Genomic DNA, 20,172 nt, shown 5'->3' with positions numbered 1-20,172 from the left:
GTCTTCCTGTTCAGCCGAACTGGACGGAGCGTTTCGCCAGCCCCAGCCAGAAACCGTCGATGATGCTGCGCTGACTGCCGAGTTCCGACTCGGCGGCGCCGAGCGTAACGAACAGCGGCGCGAAGTGCTCCGTCCGCGGATGCGCCAGGTGCCCGGCCGGGGCGGCGTGCTCGAAGTCCAGCAGGGCGTCGATGTCCTGGCTGTCCAGCGCCCGGTTGCCCCAGTCATCGAACTCCGCCGACCAGCTCGGCGGCTGCGGCCCCGCGTACCGCAGCGCCGCCAGGTTGTGCGTGAAGAAGCCGCTGCCGACGATCAGCACCCCCTCGTCGCGCAGCGGCGCCAGCCGACGCCCGATCTCCATCAGCCGCTCCGGCTCCAGCGTCGGCATCGACACCTGGAGCACAGGAATGTCGGCTGCCGGGAACATCTCCACCAGGGGCACATACGCGCCGTGGTCGAGTCCGCGGTCCGGAACGTCCTGCACAGGGTGACCGGCGCCGCGCAGCAGTTTGCGTACGTCCTCGGCCAGCGCGGGGGCGCCGGGAGCCGCGTAGGTCACCTGGTAGTAGTGCTGCGGGAAGCCCCAGAAGTCGTAGACCAGCGGAAGCGTGGTGGTCGCCCCGATGGCCAGCGGGGACTCCTCCCAGTGCGCCGAGACGACCAGGATCGCCTTCGGCCGGGGAAGAGAGCCCGCCCAGGCCGCGAGCTCGCCTGGCCACACCGGGTCGTCGGCGAGCGGTGGCGCGCCGTGCGAGAGGTAGAGCGCGGGCATGCGCTGCGGGGCTTGGGTGGTCATCGCGCCCTCCTTGAAGTTTCAAAGGTACGGTACGACGGTAGCTCTTGCTTGAACCTTCAAGCAAGAGCCGACTGGCTCGCGCCCGCCTATGTCAGACGCTTCTCGAACCACGCCACATCGTGATAGGCACCGAACTTTCGGCCTACCTCCTCGTACAGACCGACCTGCCGGAAACCGAAACGACGGTGAATCCGTACGGACGCCTCATTCGGAAGGGTGACGCCCGCGTAGGCGCGGTGCAGGTCCTCACCCTCGAGAGCCTCGAAAAGCCGCTCGTAGAGCAAAGTGCCGATCCCGCGGCCACCCGCGTCCGGCGCGAGATAGATGCTCGTCTCCACGGAAGTCGCATACGCCGCCTTCGGCCGGAAGGGGCTGCTGGACGCATATCCGAGAATCCGCCCGGACGGGTCCGAGTCCCTGGCAACCAAGAGGCGGTGGGGGCCGTCTTCCGGATGGGAGAGCAGCCACGGCCGGCGCTCGTCGGGGGTGATCGGGGTCACGTCAAAGGTGATGGCGGTCTCGCGGATGTAGTGGTTGTAGATATCGGTGAGCGCGTCCAGATCACCCTCTATGGCTGGGCTGACCTGCACATTCATACGATCGGACATCGTATGACCTCTCTATGTGGCCGGACAGGGTACTGCATGATCATAAAAAACAGGTGACGACATGGGAATTGTGTCCGGATTCCAGTCGTTATCCAGATCGGATGGGGCAGCCGGAAGGCATGAGCCGCACACGAAGCGGAAGCCCGCACAGCGGCCCGATCCGACCGAGACCGACCGCACTTTCGTAAGGGAGCTCGCATGGCAACCCGTGCCGTCGCCCGTCGTAACGCAGGCGGGACCAGCAGCGTTCGCGCCGCAGGCGGGGAAGTCGCCGATCGCGACCTCGTCGGCATGTACCTGGACGAGATCGCGCGCACACCGCTGCTCGACGCCGCCAGGGAGGTCGAGCTGTCCCGGGACATCGAAGCGGGCGTCTACGCCGAACGCATACTCGCCGCCGACCCCGATCTGCCCGCGAAAGCGGGCGGTGACGCCCGGCGCGAGGAACTGGAAGCGCTCGTCGCCGCAGGTGAGAAGGCAAAGGACATCTTCATCCGGTCCAACCTCCGCCTCGTCGTCGCCGTCGCCCGCCGCTACCCGCGCAGCGGCCTTCCGCTCCTCGACCTGATTCAGGAGGGGAACGCCGGCCTGGTCCGCGCCGTCGAGAAATTCGACTACGCCAAGGGCTTCAAGTTCTCCACCTATGCGACCTGGTGGATCCGCCAGGCCATTACCCGGTCCATCGCCGACCAGTCACGCACCATCCGGCTGCCCGTCCACCTCGTGGAGGAGCTAGGCCGCATCCGGCGCGTGCAGCGCGAATTCAACCGTGAGAACGGCCGCGACGCGGAGCCCTCCGAGATCGCTGCCGAACTCAGCTCCACCCCGGAGCGCGTCGCCGACGTCCTGGACTGGGCCCGTGACCCCGTGTCGCTGAACATGTCCGTGGACGCCGAAGGCGAGACCGAGTTCGGTGACCTCGTGGAGGACGGCGCCGCGCCGTCCCCGGAGGACTCCGTATTGGTGATGCTGCGCCGCGAGGAACTCGACGGCCTCATCGACCGGCTCGACGACCGCACCGCCTCCATCATCCGGGCCCGCTACGGCATCGTGGACGGCCGCGAACGCACTCTCACCGAGGTCGGCAAGGAACACGGCCTCACCCGCGAACGCATCCGTCAGATCGAGAAGCACGCCCTCGCCGACCTCAAGCGCATGGCGCGCGCGACCGGCCTGGACTACGAAGCCGCCTGACCCGCACGGCGCCCCCACCCGGGAGGCGCCCCACAGACCCGGACCCCGGTGCATCCCCCCCGCGCCGGGGTCCGGCCTGTGTCCGCGTACGCGCGTCCCGCGCGGGATGAGACGCTGCCTCCTATGCCCAAGGACGCCAACACCGCGCCCGGCGAGGACCCCGCCGGCCCCCACCCCGAGGAACCCCACCACGAAGGTCTCGGCATCAGGCTCAACTGGCTCCGCGCCGGGGTCCTCGGCGCCAACGACGGCGTGGTCTCCACCGCTGGGCTGGTCGTCGGCGTCGCGGGTGCCACCGACTCCCGGTCCGCGCTCCTGACCGCCGGCCTCGCGGGGCTGCTGGCAGGCTCCCTGTCGATGGCGGCAGGCGAGTACGTCTCGGTCAGTACACAGCGCGACTCGGAACAGGCCGCCCTCGCCCTGGAACGCGAAGAACTCGCCACCACCCCGCAGGCAGAACTCGACGAACTCACCGGCCTCCTCCAGGACCAGGGCATCACCCACGACCTCGCCCGCGAGGTCGCCAAGCAACTCACCGCGCGCGACGCACTCGGCGCCCACGCCCGCGTCGAACTCGGCATCAACCCCGACGAGCTCTCCAATCCCTGGCACGCAGCCTGGGCGAGCTTCATCGCCTTCACCGCGGGCGCGCTGCTGCCGCTGCTGGCGATCGTGCTGCCGCCCCGCGACTGGCGCCTGCCCATCACCGTCATCTCGGTTCTGGTCGCCCTGGTCGGCTGCGGCTGGGGCAGCGCCCGCCTCGGCAGCGCGCCCGCCCGCCCCGCCATCGTGCGCAACGCAGCCGGCGGCGCGATCGCCATGGCCGTGACCTACGCCGTCGGCGCACTCCTCGGAGCTGCCGGCGTCTGAGCCATCCCCGGACGTGCCGCCGATCACCTCTCAGCTGCCCAGCCGGCCATCAGGTCAGGCGCCGAGGCTCTCCGACCCCAGAAAGCGCTCGACACGTGCCAGATACGGTTCGATGTCGATGCCCTGCGCGGCCAGCCAGTCGTCCGAGTAGTACTTCTCGACGTAGCGCTCGCCGGGATCGCAAAGAAGCCCGACCACGCTGCCGTGCTCCCCGCGGTCACGCATCTCGGAGATGATCCGGAATGCCGCCCACAGGCCGGTTCCCGTCGAGGCTCCCGCCCGGCGTCCCAGGAGGCGCTCCAGTACGCGGACGCACGCGATCGAGGCCGCGTCCGGGACCCGCATCATCCGGTCGATGGCGCCCGGCACGAAGCTCGGCTCCACCCGCTGCCGGCCGACGCCTTCGATGCGTGAGCTGGTCGCTGTTGTCACCGACGGGTCGTTGTCCCTCCAGCCCGGAAAGAACGCCGAATTCTCCGGATCGGCCACGCAGATCCCCGTGGTTGCCTGGGCGTACCGTACGTACCGGGCGAGGGTCGCCGATGTTCCGCCGGTTCCCGCCGTTGCCACGATCCACGCCGGGACCGGATAGCGTTCCTGGGCCATCTGCCGGAAGATCGACTCCGCGATGTTGTTGTTGCCCCGCCAGTCCGTCGCCCGCTCCGCGTACGTGAACTGGTCCATGTAGTGGCCGCCGGTCTCCCGGGCCAGCCGGGCCGCCGTCTCGTACACCTGCTGCGCGTTGTCCACCAGGTGGCACCGGCCCCCGTGGAACTCGATCAGCTCCACCTTCGTCCGTACCGTCCCACGAGCCATCACGGCCACAAAGGGGACACCGATCAGCCGGGCGAAGTACGCCTCCGAAACGGCCGTAGACCCGCTGGACGCCTCGATCACCGGGCGGCCCGGGCGGATCCAGCCGTTGCACAGGCCGTACAGGAACAGCGACCTCGCCAGCCGGTGCTTGAGCGACCCCGTCGGGTGCGTCGACTCGTCCTTCAGATAGAGGTCGACGCCCCAGTCCTCCGGGAGCGGCACCGACAGCAAATGGGTATCGGCGGACCTGTTCGCGTCGGCATGGACCTTCCCCACAGCAGTGCTCAACCAGCGACGGTACGCGGGATCGCTTCTGTCGATGTCCAGTTCCTGATCGGCTCCTGGTGGCGGCACGGGGGACTGGGTCGGCTGGGGTGGTCTCATGCGACCAGGTATATCCGTCCGATTGTCCCAAACGGACACTTGGGGTATCTGCGTGCACCTGCTTGAGTGAGGACACCTCTCCGGGCGTCTCAGCACCGCCGTACGCTGAAGGCATGAGCACAGCCCGCGACCCCGACCGCACACCCGATACCGGCCCGGCAGACGGAGCGGCGCCGGCCGACGCCGTCGGTGAAGACAGTGCATCCGGCTCGCCAGGCACACGGCCCGCCGCCGGCTCCTCCGGACACTTGGTCTTCGACGACCCGCTCGACCGCCCGTCATCGGACGACACCGACCGCGGCTGGGGTGGTACGCATTCCGGCGCGGGGGAGGACGACTTCGAGCGCTTCCTCAACGAGAAGCCGCCCCACCACCTCTGAAGGCGCTCGGTCCCCTGTTCCATGAGGGAGGACGTCCCCGCAGCGGGTAGTAGCGGGCCATCGGTGCGGCCATCGGGAAATGCACCGCTGCGGCCGTGGTCAGGAGCGTCAAGCCGGCCCTCAGCACCTACCCCCGCTGGACGCGGATGCCGCTGAGCGTCTCGCCCTTGCCGTTGATCTGACACGGGCCTTTGAGACAGGACGAATACCCAACGAGGTCCTTCGTACCGAAAGCGCCGATGTGCGGATTGATCACCCCGTTGACCACGGAGTTCACGATGGTGATGAACGCAGCACCCACGACCACGGCGACCGGCTGGTCGATCACGTTCCCGCGGGTGATGAATTCCCTGAAACCCGCAGGCGGGCTCGGCTTGCTCTCGTTGACCACCGATGTGCCTCGCCCCTGACGCCGGAGCAGCGGCATGGTGGATTCCGCCATGCACGGCAGCGGAGGATCGCAGCGTCCAATCGCCTTCCGCGAACGGGTGATTCAGCACAGCGCCACCGCCAGCGCTGACGACATCGCCGCGCCCGCGAGCGAGGCTGCGGTGTGGCGCGAGACGGCGAGTACGACCAGTGCCCCGCCGGGCCCCGCGCCCTCCGGGAGGGTGGCGGAGGCCGTCGGCGCACCGGCCGTTTCCGGTACGGAGACCACCCGCACGCCCGCTGCCACCACCCGCGAGCCGGCCAGCACGTCCACCCGGTCTCCGGGGTGCAGCAGCCCGGCTACGGCGGCGTCCGCGATACGCACCGGGGCCCGCACGAGCGCCTCGTGCGGCGCATGGTGCGCGACAGCAGCGGCGGGGCCGCGAGGATCCGCGGTGACGGCTTGATGCGGCGCACCGCGAGCAGCGGACACGGCGAGAGCAGCGGCGGTCATGGCGAGGCCGACGGCGAGAGACCTGCGCCTGCGCCGTACGGCCCGGCGGAACAGCCGTCTGCCGCCGCGGGCCCCCGGGTGGATCGGGGGAAAGGACGGCACAGCGCATCTGGGCGGTGTGTAGGGCTCCGGTACGCCCGGGGTGGTCGGGAAACGGGGCGCGCCGGGAACCATGGCTCCGGACGTGTCGGGAGAGGATGCCGGCCGGATCGAAGAGAACGGGGCTGGCCTGGTGCTGGGCATGGTGAGGGACCGCCTGGCGTTGGAGGAAGCCGACCACGGACGGGTCGGTGGATCCACCATCGCTCATTTCGCGGACATCGTTCCGAGGCCCTGTGGATAACCCCGTAGTTGTGGATAACCCGGCCACTCCTACGAGTGAGCAGCCGGTTGATCCTCGGCTTCGAGGGGAACGGACGGGCGAGTGTCAGGCACCCACGATGCGGAAAAGGGGAAGAGAGCCCTACGGCAGCGTGATCCCCGGTTCCTGACCTCCGAGCGAATTCACGCACAGGCAGTCCCGGTCATTGTTGTCCGGAAGCCCGCCGATCACGTCGAAGAGCACGTCACGCATCCTGCCCACATTGGCGGCGAAGACTTCCAAGACCTCTTCGTGGGAGACGCCCTCACCGGTGTCGGCGCCCGCGTCCAGATCGGTGACCAGCGTCAGCGAGGTGTAACACAGGCCCAGTTCACGGGCGAGGACCGCCTCGGGGTGACCGGTCATGCCCACTACGGACCACCCCTGCGCGGCGTGCCACACCGACTCGGCCCGAGTCGAAAAGCGCGGCCCTTCGACCACGACCAGCGTGCCGCCGTCCACAGCCTCCCAGCCGCCGGAGCGTGCCGTATCGACAGCTGCTCGCCGTCCCACCGGGCAGTAGGGGTCCGCGAACGTCACGTGGACCACATTGGGCACCGTGCCGTCCGGTCGCGTCTCGCCGTCGAAGTAGGACTGCGCCCGCGACTTCGTGCGGTCCACGAGCTGGTCTGGTACCAGCAGGGTGCCGGGGCCGTACTCCGCGCGAAGGCCGCCGACCGCGCATGGGCCGAGCACCTGGCGGGCACCGACGGAGGCCAGAGCCCACAGGTTGGCACGATAGTTGATCTTGTGCGGCGGAAGGTGGTGCTTGCGACCGTGGCGGGGGAGGAAGGCCACCCGCCGCCCGGCCACCTCGCCGAGGAAGAGCGAGTCGCTCGGCGGCCCATAGGGAGTGTCGACCGTGACTTCGGTCACATCCTCGAGGAATGAGTAGAAGCCCGACCCGCCGATGACGCCGATCTCGGCCTGCGCCCGCGTCTCACCGCTGCTCTGCACCATGGGGATCACCCTAATCGGCGCCCGGAACGCGACAGACCCCGCCGTGCGTACGGCGGGGTCCGTAAGACTCCTGGCCGGCGAAAGCCGCCGCAACGGCGGTCAGGCCGCCGAGGTGCTGTTCGAGGACGACGAACCGGCGGACGACGACGAACTCGCCGAACCGGCCGATGACGCGCTCTTGCTCTCGGAGGGCTTGCTCTCCGAACCACTGCTGCTCTTGGCAGCGGGGGCGCTGCTCGACGAGGATCCGCGGCTGTCGGTCCGGTAGAAACCGGAGCCCTTGAAGACCACGCCCACCGCCGAGAAGACCTTGCGCAAGCGACCGGCGCAGTTGGGGCACTCAGTCAGCGCGTCGTCGCTGAACTTCTGCACCGCCTCAAGGGCCTCGCCGCACTCGGTGCACTGGTACTGGTACGTCGGCACTTGCTCCTCCTGGCACTCTCACTTGTTGAGTGCTAACGACGCTCAATAGTGCAGTATTTCCCGCCGTCAGTCCACCGCGACCGGCGAACGGTGACCGATCACACCTGAGACAACTACTCCGCGCGGGCGAGAGACCAGCCGCCCCTGCAGCCCCGTGAGCATCACGAGGGCGAGCACCGTACCGGCCAGCGGCACGGTGAAACCCGCGTGAGCTCCCCACCGGTCGGTCAGCAGCCCGGCAGCGGTCACAGCCACCGCCTGGCCGAACGCGACGGCACCGGTGAGCCAGGTGAACGCCTCGGTACGGGTAGCGGCCGGCACAAGTGCGTCGACCAGGGTGTAGCCGGTGATGATCGCCGGCGCGATGCACAGGCCCGCCGCCAGCCCCAGTGCTCCCAGGAGCGGCGCCGCGTCGACGGCCCACAAGGGGACGCAGGCGACAGTGAGGGCCGCATACGCCGCAAGCAACCGGGCCCGCGGGCCGCGGCGCCAGGAGACGGACCCGTAGACCACTCCTGCGAGCATGTTCCCCGCTGCAAAGGTGCCGTAGAGGACGCCGTTCAGGCCCGGCCGGCCGATCTCCTCGGTGAACGCGGCCAGCGACACCTGCATGCCGCCGAAGACCGTGCCGATGCCCAGAAACGCAACAGCGAGCGCCGGGACGCCCCGCGCCGCGAGGGCGGAGGAGTGACGAGCGCCCTTAGCCGCGGATACGGGGCGCGGAGCCGGGGAACCGCTGCCTCGCGTGGCGAAGAGGATGCCGCCGACGAGGGCGAGCGCCGCCTCGGTGATGAGGCCGGCCGCTGGATGCACTCCGGTGCACAGAGCAGTCGCCACCACCGGGCCGATCACGAAGGTGAACTCATCCGTCACGGACTCGAAGGCCGCGGCAGTGGTCGTCAGAGGCGCCGGTGCTTCCCGCAGGGCCACAGCCCAGCGGGACCGCACCATTGGACCGACCTGCGGGACGGTCGCCCCGGCGGGAACGGCGGCGGCGAACAGTACCCAGGCGGGGACATGCGCGAGGGCCAGTGCCACGAGAGCGGCGACCGACGCGGCGTGCAGGAAGGTCCCCGGAAGCAGAACGGCTCGTTGCCCGAATCGGTCGGCGAGCCGCCCGCCACGCGGCGCGCAAAGGGCCATGGAAGCCCCCGTGACGGCCGCGACCGCACCAGCGGTGCCGTACGAACCGGTGGTGTGCCGGACAAGCAGCACCATGCTGATGGTCAGCATGGCGAAAGGCTGTCGTGCGGCGAAGCCCGGAAGGAGGAACGTCCACGCGCCGGGCGTCCGCAGCAACCTCCGGTAACCGGACTTGGTGTCGGCGGGTGCCACCCGCACGTGGGACGACGGGGAGGCGGGCACCTTGGATGCCACAGTTCGGAACTTTCTGCTGCCTGGTGGCGTGTGCGCGTTTGTTTCCGCGAGGTCACGCCGAGGGCCGTCCGCTCAGCGCGGGTTGACCGCGCCGGCCCTGCATCAGGCAGAGGTTGTGCTCGACAAGTACGCGTTCATCATACGTATCTTCGTATGCAATCGCCGACCTGGTCGCTGGGTGGAAGCAGGGAGTCAACTGCCGCCCAGCCAGCCGGCGAGCTTGCCGCCCCGGCCGACCGCCCGCAGCCGGTCCTCCGCGGCGTCGCGCACCGGATCGGTCGCTACGACAAGCAGTTCGTCGCCCTGCTGGAGGACGGTCATCGGCAACGGCACGAAGCTGGAGCCGTCGCGCACCACGAGGGTGACGGCCGCGCCTGATGGCAGTCGCAGTTCGTCGACCTCGACGCCGTGCATCCGGGACCCCTCCGGGATGGCGACGGAGAGCAAGTGCCCTTGCAGTCGTTCCAGGGGCGCCGACTCGATGCCGAGGTCGGCAGCGCCGCTCGCGTCGCGGTCGCCCAGGTCGAGTGCCTTGGCCACCCATGGAAGCGTCGGCCCCTGGACCAGGGTGTAGATGATCACAAGTACGAAGACGATATTGAAGATCCGCTTGCTGTCGGGGACGTCCGCGACCATGGGGATGGTCGCCAGCACGATCGGCACGGCGCCCCGCAGACCGGCCCAGGACATGATCGCCTGCTCACGCCATGGAATCCGGAACGGCAGCAGGCTCGCCACCACGGACGTCGGCCGCGCCACGAGGGTAAGGAAAAGTCCGATGATGATGGCGGGCAGGATGTCATCACCCAGTTCGTGCGGTGTCACCAGCAACCCCAGCAGGACGAACAGTCCGATCTGGGCGATCCAGCCGAGCCCTTCGGCGAAGCCCCGGGTCGCGGGCCGGTGCGGCAGTTTCGCGTTGCCCAGGATGAGCGAGGCGACGTACACGGCGAGGAAGCCCGAGCCGTGCGCCGTGGCCCCCGTCGCATAGGCGCCCACAGCGATGGCCATCACGGCGATCGGGTAGAGGCCCGATGCCGGCAGTGCCACGCTTTTGAGCCCGTAGGCGCCGACCCACCCCACCGCAATGCCGATGGCCGCTCCGATCAGCAGCTCCAGCGAGATCTCGCCCAGCAGCGAATACCAGTGGTCGACCGGCCCCGCGGACGAGAAGGAGACCACCAGGATCACCACGGGAGCGTCGTTGAAGCCCGACTCGGCTTCCAGGACGCCGGTCACCCGTTTGGGCAGCGACACGTTCCGCAGCACCGAGAACACCGCTGCCGCGTCCGTGGACGACACCACCGCCCCGATGATCAGCGCCTGCCGCCAGTCCAGCCCCACGAGGTAGTGTGCGGCGCCCGCGGTGATGAAGACGCTCACCAGCAGGCCGACCGTGGACAGCACCGCGGCGGCCGGCACCACCGGCTTGATCTGATGCCATTTCGTCCCGAGCCCGCCCTCGGCGAGGATCACCACAAGAGCGGCGTATCCCAGCACTTGGGTGAGCTGGACGTTGTCGAAGGTGAAACCGAACAGGCCGTCCTGACCGATCACGACACCGATACCGAGGTAGATCAGCAGAGTGGGCAGGCCGCTGCGCGAGGCGAGCCGGACTGCGACGACTGCGACCAGGAGCACCGCGGAGCCGATCAGGAGGATCTCGTTGAGGTGGTGGACAGTCAGGGGCCTGGTCCTTTCAACTTCATTGCCTTATCTAACATTTTACCCTCGCTTGACGATCGGCGGTCCGCGGGTCCGTCACCCAGATGCCGAGTCCTGGGGTCCCAGGCTGTGCGCCTATGGTTGCCCTTGCACAACGAGCACTTGATCACCGGTCCGCACTGCCCCTCGAAGGACAGCGATGCCCGCACGGAAGAAATCCCGCCGCGTACGCTTCATCGTGATCGCGTTCGTGTTGCTCCTGATAGCGGGTATCGGTTACGGGTCCTACTGGAGCGTAAGCACCGTTCGGGCCTCCTTTCCGCAGACCACGGGCTCGCTGAAGCTCAAGGGTCTGACGGCGCCGGTCGACGTCAAACGCGACGCCAACGGCATCCCGCAGATCTACGCCGACACCCCTGAGGACCTCTTCCGCGCCCAGGGGTACGTGCAGGCGCAGGACCGCTTCTACGAGATGGACGTCCGCCGTCATCTGACCTCCGGCCGGTTGTCGGAGATGTTCGGCAAGAGCCAGGTGGAGACCGATGCCTTCCTGCGTACCCTCAACTGGCGCGGCGTCGCCCAGCAGGAGTGGGACACCAAGCTCGACGCGACGACCAAGGAGTACCTGCAGGCATACACCGACGGAGTCAACGCGTACCTGAAGGATCACAGCGGGTCCGCGCTCTCCCTGGAGTATGCGGCCTTGTCGTTCAGCAACAACTACAAGCCACAGCCGTGGACCCCGGTCGACTCGGTCGCGTGGCTCAAGGCGATGGCGTGGGACCTGCGCGGCAACATGCAGGACGAGATCGACCGTGCCCTGATGACCAGCCGCCTCAGCCAGTCGCAAATCAAGCAGCTGTACCCGGCGTATCCGTACGACCGCAACCGTCCGATCGTCGACGCCGGTTCCGTTGATCCGACCACCGGAAAATATGAACCCGCCGGTTCTGGTGAGCCGCAGGGTCTCAACAGCACCGTCGACGCCCAGCTCTCCGGCATCAGTCAGATCATCGACCAGATGCCCGCGCTGCTCGGTCCGACGGGCAGCGGCATCGGTTCCAACTCGTGGGTGGTGTCCGGCCGCTACACGACGACCGGGAAGCCGCTGCTCGCCAACGATCCGCACCTGGCGCCACAGGTGCCGTCGCTCTGGTACCAGATGGGCCTGCACTGCCGTACGGTCAGCGCCGCCTGCCCCTACGACGTTGCCGGCTACACCTTCTCGGGCATGCCCGGAGTCGTCATCGGCCACAACCAGGACATCGCCTGGGGCATGACCAATCTCGGTGCCGACGTCACCGACCTCTACCTGGAGAAGGTCACCGCCAACACGTACCTCTACAACGGCACGCAGGTGCCCTTCACGACCCGCAAGGAGACGATCAAGGTCGCCGGCGGGAGTCCTCGTACGATCACCGTGCGGGAGACCAAGGATGATGGTCCGATCATCTCCGACCGAAGCGATGAGATCAGCAAAGTGGGCCAGGTCGCGCCGGTGACCGACCCACCGGGTGGCGTCAACAGCGGCTATGCGGTCGCTTTGAAGTGGACCGCGCTCACTCCGTCGAAGACGATGGACGCGGTCTTCGAACTCGACAGGGCGACGGACTTCAAGTCCTTCCGGGCCGCCGCCGCGGACTTCGCCGTACCGTCGCAAAATCTGATCTACGCCGACACCAAGGGTCACATCGGCTATCAGGCGCCCGGCCAGATCCCGATCCGCCCCAAGGGTGACGACGGCACGTACCCGCAGCCGGGCTGGGACTCGCGCTACGCCTGGACCGGCGAGTACATCCCGTCCCAGTCGATGCCGTACGAGTACGACCCCCCGCGCGGCTACATCGTCACCGCCAACCAGGCGGTCATCGACCAGAGCAAATATCCCTATCTTCTGACCGCCGACTGGGACTACGGCACGCGCAGCCAGCGGATCAACAACCTGATCGCGTCGAAGATCAAGGACGGCGGCAAGATCTCCATGGACGACATGCAGTCCATGCAGAACGACGACAGCAGTGAGATCGCCCGGATTCTCGTCCCCTATCTCCAGAAGATAGACATAAAGGATGACAAGGGCGATTACGTCCGCCAGGCACAACAGCTGCTCGACGGATGGGATTACAACCAGGATTCCGATTCGGCAGCCGCCGCGTACTTCAACGCCGTGTGGCGCAACGTCCTCAAGCTGGCCTTCGGCAACAAGTTGCCGAAGGAACTGCGTCCCAAGGGCCAGTGCCTGAGGGTGCTGCCCGTCGGAGAGACCGGCCCCGTCGACAATCTCGACGGCAAGGACCCGACTATCCAGGAGTGCGGTGAGCGCGATCCCGCCGAGGCGCAGCCGGACGGTGGCGACCGCTGGTTCGAGGTGGTCCGCACCATCCTCAAGGACCCCGACAACGCCTGGTGGACGATGTCCACGACGGCCTTCTTCAGCGGCGACCCGGACAAGGCGCATCACAGCACGCGCGACCAGCTCCTCGCGCAGGCCATGAAAGACGCCCGTTACGAGCTGACGGCCAAACTCGGCAAGGACATAGACACCTGGAGCTGGGGCCGCCTGCACAAGCTGGAGCTGAAGAACCAGACCATCGGCACCGACGGCCCCGGCGCCATCCAGTGGCTGTTCAACCGTGGCCCCTGGCAGCTCAGCGGCGGAGAGGCGGCCGTCGACGCCACCGGATGGAACGCCGCCGGCGGCTACGACGTCGTCTGGGTGCCGTCGATGCGGATGATCGTCAACCTGCAGGACTTCGACAAGTCCCGGTGGATCAACCTCACCGGCGCCTCAGGCCACGCCTACAACGCCCACTACACCGACCAGACCGACAAGTGGGCGGCGGGCGAGCTGCTGCCCTGGTACTTCACCGACGAAAAGGTCGACCAGGCGGCCAAGGCGAAGATGGTGCTCACCCCTTAGAGGCGCCCAGGTCGGCGCCTTAGGACGCGAAGCGGGAACAGGCACAAGTCCGGCGTCTTAGGGCACTTGACGCTGTCGCCGGGCAGTCACTCACCTAACGAAATGCCGTACGCCGTCCGGTGTCAGTGCGGCGTCCACGAGGTGGTCGTGCGGTTCACGCGGAACCGTGTCGACCACCTCGTGTGCGTACAGCACCACGACGAGTACGGGATGAGTTCCGGCGGCCTCCAGTCGCGCGAGGACCCGGTCGTACGAGCCGCCCCCGCGTCCTAGGCGCACACCCTGGGTGTCGACGGCGAGGCCGGGCAGCAGGACGGTTCTGGCCTCGGTGACGGCCTGCGGACCGAGGAGGGCACCGGTGGGTTCCAGCAGGCCGCGAGGCGTGCGCCGCAGGGCTCCAGGCCCCTCGTATGCGGCCCAGTCCAGATCATTGTCCGGCAGCAGGACGGGCAGCAGTACCCGGGTGCCGGACCCCCTGAGGGCGTCGATGAGTTCATGGGTCCCGGGTTCGGTGCCCATCGACACATAAGCGGCCACGGTGTCGGCCGTCGCGGGCGCCTGAAGGTCACGTACCCTGCTCACCAGTGCCGTGCCGGCCGCTTGGCGTTCATCGGCGGTCAATCCGCGTCTGTCCCGCAGGAGGCGCGCCCGCAACTCCGCCTTGCGCGTGCGCGCTTCGCTCATACCATCCACAACCATCGCCTATCAGCCGTAATCAACCGATTCTTCATCTTCCACACATACGAGCCCGCTAGGGTGCACGCCATGACGCTCACACGTACGGGGATCAGCAAGGCTGTCATTCCGGCGGCGGGTCTGGGGACCCGGTTCCTGCCGGCGACGAAGGCGACGCCGAAGGAGATGCTGCCGGTCGTGGACAAACCCGCGATCCAGTACGTCGTCGAGGAAGCCGTCGCCGCGGGCCTGTCCGACGTCCTGATGATCACCGGCCGCAACAAACGCCCCCTGGAAGACCACTTCGACCGCAACTACGAACTCGAAGAAGCCCTCACCCGCAAAGGCGACGCCTCCCGCCTGGCCCGCGTCCGCGAATCCTCCGACCTCGCCACCATGCACTACGTCCGCCAGGGCGCCCCCCAGGGCCTCGGCCACGCCGTCCTGTGCGCCGAACCCCACGTCGGCGACCAGCCCTTCGCCGTCCTCCTCGGCGACGACCTCATCGACCCCCGCGACCCCCTCCTCGCCCGCATGATCACCGTCCAGCAACAGCACGGCGGCAGCGTCATCGCCCTGATGGAAGTCGACCCCGAACAAATCCACCTCTACGGCTCCGCCGCGATACTCCCCACCCCCGACCCCGACGTCGTCCGCGTCACCGGACTCATCGAAAAACCCGAACCCGCCCAGGCCCCCTCCCACTACGCCGTCATCGGCCGCTACGTCCTGGACCCCGCCGTCTTCGACGTCCTGCGCAAAACCCAGCCCGGCTGCGGCGACGAAATCCAGCTCACCGACGCCCTGCGCGAACTCGCCGAACGCGACGACACCGGCGGCCCCGTCCACGGCGTCGTCTTCACCGGCCGCCGCTACGACACCGGCGACCGCGGCGACTACCTGCGCGCCATCGTCCGCCTCGCATGCGAACGCGAAGACCTCGGCCCCGACTTCCGCACCTGGCTCCACACCTACGTCACCCAGGAGATGCAAGCGTGAGTCACGGCGCCGACCGCGTGTGGACCGTCACCGAACATCTGGACAGCATCCTGGGCCAGCTCGCTCCGCTGGATCCGATCGAGCTGCAACTGCTCGACGCCCAGGGGTGCGTCCTGGTCGAGGACGTCACGGTGCCGGTCGCGTTGCCACCGTTCGAGAACAGCTCCATGGACGGGTACGCGGTAAGGGTCGCCGATACCCAGGCCGCGACCGGTGAACATCCCGCTGTGCTCGACGTGATCGGTGACGTGGCGGCCGGCAGTGGGGCGCTGCCCACTGTCGGCCCCGGCCAGGCCGCCAGGATCATGACAGGAGCCCCGATCCCACCGGGCGCCGAGGCGGTTGTGCCGGTCGAGTGGACCGACGGCGGTACCGGGGGCGGCCCCGCGACGACCATGGCCGCGCACAGCGTCGACCCCGCGGGCGCGGGCGGTGAGGTGCGGGTGCACCGGTCTCCGGCGGCCGGGCAGTTCGTACGGGCCCGGGGGAGTGACGCCGCTGCCGGGGAACTGGCGCTGGCCGCCGGCACGGTGCTCGGCCCCTCGCAGATCGGGCTGCTGGCCGCCATCGGCCGCGGCACCGTGACCGTACGGCCGCGGCCGCGCGTGGTGGTGCTCTCCACCGGCAGCGAACTCGTCCAGCCCGACGAGGAACTCGGCCCCGGCCGCATCCACGACTCCAACAGCTTCGCCCTCACCGCCGCGGCGCGGGCGGCCGGCGCCATCGCGTACCGGGTCGGCGCCGTCAGCGACGAGGTGGAGACGCTGCGGGCCGCCATCGAGGACCAGTTGATCCGCGCCGACGTCATCGTGACCAGTGGCGGCGTCAGCGTCGGCGCCTATGACGTCGTGAAAGAGGCGCTGTCGTCGCTCGGCGACTCCTTCGGAGAAGACGCGGAGAACGCCGGTGGGCACGTGGAGTTCCGCAAGCTCGCGATGCAGCCCGGCAAGCCGCAGGGCTTCGGCCGGATCGGGCCCGACCGCACGCCGTTGCTCGCACTGCCCGGCAACCCCGTCAGCGCCTATGTGTCATTCGAGTTGTTCGTACGACCGGTGATCCGCACGCTGATGGGTGTCGGCAGCGTTCATCGGGAAGTCGTACGAGCGGTCTGCGGCACGGCGATCGACAGGTCGCCGGAGGGAAGGCGTCAGTTCCTGCGGGGGCGGTACGACCGTACGACCGGCACGGTCACCCCGGTGGGTGGCGCTGACTCGCACCTCGTCAAGGCACTGGCCCATGCCGATGCGCTGATTGTCGTACCGGAAGAGGTCACCTCCGTCGCAGCGGGCGAAGAAGTCGACGTGGTCCTGCTGGACTAGCCACGGGTGTCCCGGCGTGCGGACCCGCGGTCCGTACGCCGGCGCGTGCCGGTACGGTGTCTGCCCTAGAGACCGCACTGGGAGAACGATGAGCAGCGCCCACCAGCACCTCACCCACCTCGACGAGGCGGGCGCGGCCCGCATGGTCGACGTCTCCGACAAGGACATCACCGCGCGCACCGCCCGTGCGACCGGGCGCGTCCTCGTCGACCCGCGCGTCGTGGAACTCCTGCGCAGTGAGGGGGTGCCCAAGGGCGACGCCCTGGCCGTCGCGCGCATCGCCGGCATCATGGGCGCCAAACGGACCCCCGACCTCATCCCGCTGTGCCACCCGCTCGCCGTGTCCGGCGTGAACGTCGACCTCGCGGTCGCCGACGACGCGGTGGAGATCACCGCGACGGTCAGGACCACCGACCGCACAGGCGTCGAGATGGAGGCACTGACCGCGGTCAGCGTCGCCGCGCTGACCGTCGTGGACATGGTGAAGGCGGTCGACAAGGGCGCGGTCATCACCGACATCCGGGTCGAGGAGAAGACCGGCGGGAAGTCCGGCGACTGGCGGCGGTCATGACGCGGCCGGCCGCGCCGCGGGCGCTCGCCGTCACCGCCTCCAACCGGGCCGCCGCGGGGGTGTACGAGGACCGGGGCGGTCCGCTGATCGTCGCCGCTCTTCAGGAGCTGGGCTTCGCGGTGGACGGGCCCCGGGTGGTTCCGGACGGTGACCCCGTCGGCCAGGCGCTGCGGGAGGCGGTTGCCGGTGGATACGACCTGGTGGTCACCACCGGCGGTACGGGCATCTCGCCGACCGACCGCACGCCGGAGGTCACCCGCTCGGTCCTCGACTACGAGGTCCCGGGCATCGCGGAGGCCATTCGCGCCGCCGGACGGGAGAAGGTGCCCACCGCGGTGCTGTCCCGTGGCGTCGCGGGGGTGAGTGGACGCACCCTGGTGGTGAACCTTCCCGGCTCGACCGGCGGGGTGAAGGACGGCCTAGCCGTACTCGCGCCGTTGGTCGTACATGCGGTTGATCAGATCCGCGGGGGCGATCATCCTCAAGGACAGTCCGATGAGCGACCGGGCGAACAATCCGAAGACCGACCGAATGATCACCCGAATTCTGTCACTGGGAGACCGAGCTGAACGGGTCCTGGCCGGCTGAGCTGGTGGACGGTGACATCACCCTCCGCCCGATCCGGATGCGTGACCAGCGCGCCTGGCGCGAGGTCAACCGCCGCAACCGCGACTGGTTGCGGCCGTGGGAGGCCACCGTGCCGCCCGCACCACCAGGTCACATAGCGCAACGACCGACATATCGTCAGATGGTCCGCCATCTGCGCAGTGAAGCGCGGGCGGGCCGCATGCTGCCGTTCGTCATCGACTACCAGGGGCGGCTGGCCGGTCAGCTCACCGTCGCAGGCGTCACCTGGGGCTCGATGTGCTCCGCGCACATCGGTTACTGGGTCGACGAGGCGGTCGCCGGGCGCGGGGTGATGCCCACCTCGGTGGCGCTCGCCGTCGATCACTGCTTCCGCCGGGTCGGGCTGCACCGGATCGAGGTGTGCATTCGCCCCGAGAACGGCCCCAGCCGCCGGGTGGCGGAAAAGCTGGGGTTCCGGGAAGAAGGACTACGGCCGCGTTATCTCCATATCGACGGGGGCTGGCGCGACCATCTCGTCTACGCGCTGACCGCCGAGGAAGTCCCGGAGGGGCTGCTGTACCGCTGGCGGCAGGCGCGGCCTGGCACGCCACAGAAATAAAACGATTGTTCGAAATAGCTGCCGATCCGAAGAAATTCTCGGCATATCAGCCCGATCGTGCGACACACCGGGCCGAATTGCCTATGGCGTGTCGCGATCACCCCTACCGTGTAGCGCGTGAGCAGTAGTGGCCTCATCTACGCAGTCATCGTCGGGGCCTGGGCTGCCTACTTGGTGCCGATGTGGCTCCGTAGGCAGGACGAGCTCAATGAAGCGCGTCCGACCGAACGTTTCAGCACCGCCATCCGGCTTCTGTCCGGACGCGCGGCGATGGAACGCAAGGTCGCCAGGGCGCGAGGTGAGAACGTCGATCCCGCCGCCGACGATGACGAGCAGGAGGACGACACCGAGCTGGTGAGCACGGTGGACGTCCGGAGCCTTGCCGTGCCCGCGACCGAGGTACGGCGCCCCGCCGCCCGCCCCGTGCCCGCGGCGGCCGGGCAGCCCGGCCCGGCGGCCTCCGCGGGCCCCGGCAACCCCCGTGCGAGGGTGCTGGTGCGCCGCCGCCGTACCACCACGACGCTCTTCATGGTCTTCACCATCGGTGCCATCGTGGCGGCTGTCGGCGGCGTCTCGCTGCTCTGGGTGCCGGCCGTCCCCGCCGTACTGCTGACCCTCTACATCGGGCAGATGCGCCGCCAGGAGCGCCGCCGCTACGAAGTCCGGCTCGACCAGCGGCACGCCGCCGAGGCCGCACGACGGCTGCGTGCCCGCTCCGAGGCGTCTCCCGCACCGGCCGCCCAGGACGAGCGCCCCGCCAAGCCCGCCCAGCCGCCCGCGCCCGTACGCGCGCCCTCGCCGCGTACCGCCGACCGCCGGGCCCTGGTCGAGCAGACCGACCACGCGGAGTGGGTGGACCAGCAGCGCGCCCAGCAGTCCGCGGACGACGGCTGGGACCCCGTACCGGTGCCGCTGCCCACCTATGTGACCGCCCCCGTCGCCCCCCGCACTCCGGGCAACGTCGACCTCGGGGCGCCCGACACGTGGAGCTCCGCGCGTTCCGGCACCACGCCTGCGGACCCGGCCGGCCCCCGCGAACAGCGCGAGTCCCGTGCCTCCGGCGAGCGCGAGCAGCCTGCCCCGGCCCGCCGCCCGCGCAGCAGCCGGACCCCCCTCTTCGACCAGTACGCCGAGGGTGACCGCCCCCGCGCCGCCAACGAGTGACCTGTCTCCGAGGCGTCCGGCCACTCGCGGACCTGCCGATATCGCGTTCACGACCACCCGTGCCGAGATGCTAGAGTTTTCCTCGTTGCAAGGGCCTGTGGCGCAGTCCGGTAGCGCACCTCGTTCGCATCGAGGGGGTCAGGGGTTCGAATCCCCTCAGGTCCACCGCACGACTGTTCTTGAGATAGCTCGGGAGCGGTTGACGAGATCCCGTCCGATCGCAAGATCGGGCGGGATCTCGTCGTTTCGGGGGTCGTTCGATACAGCTTGTGCCACCAGTGACCGCATCCGCCTGAGCACTAGTACTCGCGGCGCCGCGCGTCGGCGATCACGAGTACCGCGATCAGGAGCCGGAACGCCTTGTAGCGTTCATCGATGGGGGTGAGGCTGGCGATCTTCCTCAGTTGGTGGTCGATCGGGCCTCGTGTGATGAGTACGGCAGGCGTATGTGTCGGGCGCCGGCCGGCACGGCTGATGCTCTCCGGACCGTCTTCGGCGATGGCGCGGGCCTGGATGCAGTGGTAGGCCAGGAATCGCAGTGTCTGGGACTGTTCCTCCGGCGCGAGGGAGCTGAACCACTCGATGCCTTGGGACATCGGACGCAGCCCTGGGCGGTTTCGT

The 20,172-nt window shown here is 68.8% G+C and carries 21 protein-coding genes and 1 tRNA gene; 11 read left to right on the top strand and 11 right to left on the bottom strand.

Annotated features, from left to right (window positions below; translation table 11 throughout):
* Window positions 1-10: 10 nt before the first annotated feature.
* Window positions 11-796 carry a dioxygenase family protein gene (locus tag OG552_RS14160; RefSeq protein WP_329132814.1) on the bottom strand — a complete coding sequence of 262 codons (786 nt, stop codon included), beginning with the start codon at window positions 794-796 and terminating at the stop codon, window positions 11-13.
* Between the two features lie 86 nt (window positions 797-882).
* Window positions 883-1,392, bottom strand: coding sequence for a GNAT family N-acetyltransferase (locus tag OG552_RS14155; RefSeq protein WP_329132812.1), 510 nt, complete (start codon window positions 1,390-1,392; stop codon window positions 883-885).
* Between the two features lie 210 nt (window positions 1,393-1,602).
* On the opposite strand from OG552_RS14155, the gene OG552_RS14150 reads away from it, so the two are divergent.
* Window positions 1,603-2,598 carry a sigma-70 family RNA polymerase sigma factor gene (locus OG552_RS14150; RefSeq protein WP_329132810.1) on the top strand — a complete coding sequence of 332 codons (996 nt, stop codon included), beginning with the start codon at window positions 1,603-1,605 and terminating at the stop codon, window positions 2,596-2,598.
* A 123-nt stretch (window positions 2,599-2,721) separates the two neighbouring features.
* Window positions 2,722-3,468: a VIT1/CCC1 transporter family protein gene (locus OG552_RS14145; RefSeq protein ID WP_329132808.1), complete on the top strand. Its 747-nt coding sequence runs from the start codon at window positions 2,722-2,724 to the stop codon at window positions 3,466-3,468.
* Between the two features lie 54 nt (window positions 3,469-3,522).
* Here the strand turns inward: OG552_RS14145 and OG552_RS14140 are convergent, their stop codons facing one another.
* Window positions 3,523-4,668 (bottom strand): PLP-dependent cysteine synthase family protein, encoded by a 1,146-nt coding sequence (locus tag OG552_RS14140; protein WP_329132806.1) that lies wholly within the window; start codon window positions 4,666-4,668, stop codon window positions 3,523-3,525.
* Between the two features lie 113 nt (window positions 4,669-4,781).
* Here OG552_RS14140 and OG552_RS14135 point away from each other — a divergent pair, with 113 nt between their 5' ends.
* On the top strand, window positions 4,782-5,048 hold the full coding sequence (locus OG552_RS14135; protein ID WP_329132804.1) for a hypothetical protein: 267 nt from the start codon (window positions 4,782-4,784) through the stop codon (window positions 5,046-5,048).
* Between the two features lie 127 nt (window positions 5,049-5,175).
* Here OG552_RS14135 and OG552_RS14130 read toward each other — a convergent pair whose 3' ends face one another.
* The 6 genes from OG552_RS14130 to OG552_RS14105 form a co-directional block, all read right to left on the bottom strand.
* Window positions 5,176-5,490, bottom strand: coding sequence for an MscL family protein (locus OG552_RS14130; protein WP_329132802.1), 315 nt, complete (start codon window positions 5,488-5,490; stop codon window positions 5,176-5,178).
* Window positions 5,491-5,541: 51 nt separating this feature from the next.
* Entirely contained in the window at window positions 5,542-5,814 is a 273-nt protein-coding gene (locus OG552_RS14125) for an RcpC/CpaB family pilus assembly protein (RefSeq protein ID WP_329132800.1), read from the bottom strand.
* Between the two features lie 580 nt (window positions 5,815-6,394).
* A complete protein-coding gene (locus OG552_RS14120) occupies window positions 6,395-7,252 on the bottom strand; it encodes an S-methyl-5'-thioadenosine phosphorylase (RefSeq protein ID WP_329132798.1) in 858 nt (285 codons plus the stop codon).
* 99 nt (window positions 7,253-7,351) lie between these two features.
* Window positions 7,352-7,675 (bottom strand): FmdB family zinc ribbon protein, encoded by a 324-nt coding sequence (locus OG552_RS14115; protein ID WP_329132796.1) that lies wholly within the window; start codon window positions 7,673-7,675, stop codon window positions 7,352-7,354.
* 66 nt (window positions 7,676-7,741) lie between these two features.
* On the bottom strand, window positions 7,742-9,052 hold the full coding sequence (locus OG552_RS14110; protein ID WP_443070928.1) for an MFS transporter: 1,311 nt from the start codon (window positions 9,050-9,052) through the stop codon (window positions 7,742-7,744).
* Window positions 9,053-9,244: 192 nt separating this feature from the next.
* The gene (locus OG552_RS14105; protein ID WP_329140811.1) at window positions 9,245-10,738 is read right to left on the bottom strand and encodes a potassium/proton antiporter; all 1,494 of its coding nucleotides are present in this window, start codon (window positions 10,736-10,738) and stop codon (window positions 9,245-9,247) included.
* A gap of 178 nt (window positions 10,739-10,916) precedes the next feature.
* Here OG552_RS14105 and OG552_RS14100 point away from each other — a divergent pair, with 178 nt between their 5' ends.
* Window positions 10,917-13,637, top strand: a complete 2,721-nt coding sequence (locus OG552_RS14100) for a penicillin acylase family protein (protein WP_329132794.1) — start codon at window positions 10,917-10,919, stop codon at window positions 13,635-13,637.
* Between the two features lie 90 nt (window positions 13,638-13,727).
* On the opposite strand, the gene OG552_RS14095 is transcribed toward OG552_RS14100, so the two are convergent.
* Window positions 13,728-14,321, bottom strand: coding sequence for a 5-formyltetrahydrofolate cyclo-ligase (locus tag OG552_RS14095; protein WP_329132792.1), 594 nt, complete (start codon window positions 14,319-14,321; stop codon window positions 13,728-13,730).
* An 81-nt stretch (window positions 14,322-14,402) separates the two neighbouring features.
* Here OG552_RS14095 and galU point away from each other — a divergent pair, with 81 nt between their 5' ends.
* The 7 genes from galU (at window position 14,403) to OG552_RS14060 (ending at window position 19,716) form a co-directional block, all read left to right on the top strand.
* Entirely contained in the window at window positions 14,403-15,311 is a 909-nt protein-coding gene (galU, locus tag OG552_RS14090; RefSeq protein ID WP_329132789.1) for a UTP--glucose-1-phosphate uridylyltransferase GalU, read from the top strand.
* Window positions 15,236-16,630 carry a molybdotransferase-like divisome protein Glp gene (gene glp / locus OG552_RS14085; RefSeq protein WP_443070927.1) on the top strand — a complete coding sequence of 465 codons (1,395 nt, stop codon included), beginning with the start codon at window positions 15,236-15,238 and terminating at the stop codon, window positions 16,628-16,630. Before galU ends, glp begins: the two co-directional genes overlap by 76 nt.
* A gap of 88 nt (window positions 16,631-16,718) precedes the next feature.
* A complete protein-coding gene (moaC, locus tag OG552_RS14080) occupies window positions 16,719-17,201 on the top strand; it encodes a cyclic pyranopterin monophosphate synthase MoaC (RefSeq protein ID WP_329132786.1) in 483 nt (160 codons plus the stop codon).
* A complete protein-coding gene (locus OG552_RS14075) occupies window positions 17,198-17,770 on the top strand; it encodes a MogA/MoaB family molybdenum cofactor biosynthesis protein (protein ID WP_329132784.1) in 573 nt (190 codons plus the stop codon). The genes moaC and OG552_RS14075 overlap by 4 nt, the downstream gene beginning before the upstream one ends.
* The gene (locus OG552_RS14070) at window positions 17,767-18,387 is read left to right on the top strand and encodes a GNAT family N-acetyltransferase (RefSeq protein ID WP_329140809.1); all 621 of its coding nucleotides are present in this window, start codon (window positions 17,767-17,769) and stop codon (window positions 18,385-18,387) included. Before OG552_RS14075 ends, OG552_RS14070 begins: the two co-directional genes overlap by 4 nt.
* Before the next feature lie 117 nt (window positions 18,388-18,504).
* Window positions 18,505-19,551, top strand: a complete 1,047-nt coding sequence (gene sepX / locus OG552_RS14065; RefSeq protein ID WP_329132782.1) for a divisome protein SepX/GlpR — start codon at window positions 18,505-18,507, stop codon at window positions 19,549-19,551.
* A gap of 91 nt (window positions 19,552-19,642) precedes the next feature.
* Window positions 19,643-19,716: transfer RNA gene (locus OG552_RS14060), tRNA-Ala, on the top strand.
* A 134-nt stretch (window positions 19,717-19,850) separates the two neighbouring features.
* Here the strand turns inward: OG552_RS14060 and OG552_RS14055 are convergent.
* Window positions 19,851-20,147, bottom strand: a complete 297-nt coding sequence (locus tag OG552_RS14055) for a DUF5958 family protein (protein WP_329132780.1) — start codon at window positions 20,145-20,147, stop codon at window positions 19,851-19,853.
* Window positions 20,148-20,172: the final 25 nt, after the last annotated feature.

The organism is Streptomyces sp. NBC_01476, assembly GCF_036227265.1.
Lineage (GTDB): Bacteria > Actinomycetota > Actinomycetes > Streptomycetales > Streptomycetaceae > Actinacidiphila.
The sequence above is the reverse complement of the archived record's forward strand: the minus strand, read 5'-3'. Positions and strand labels throughout refer to the sequence as shown.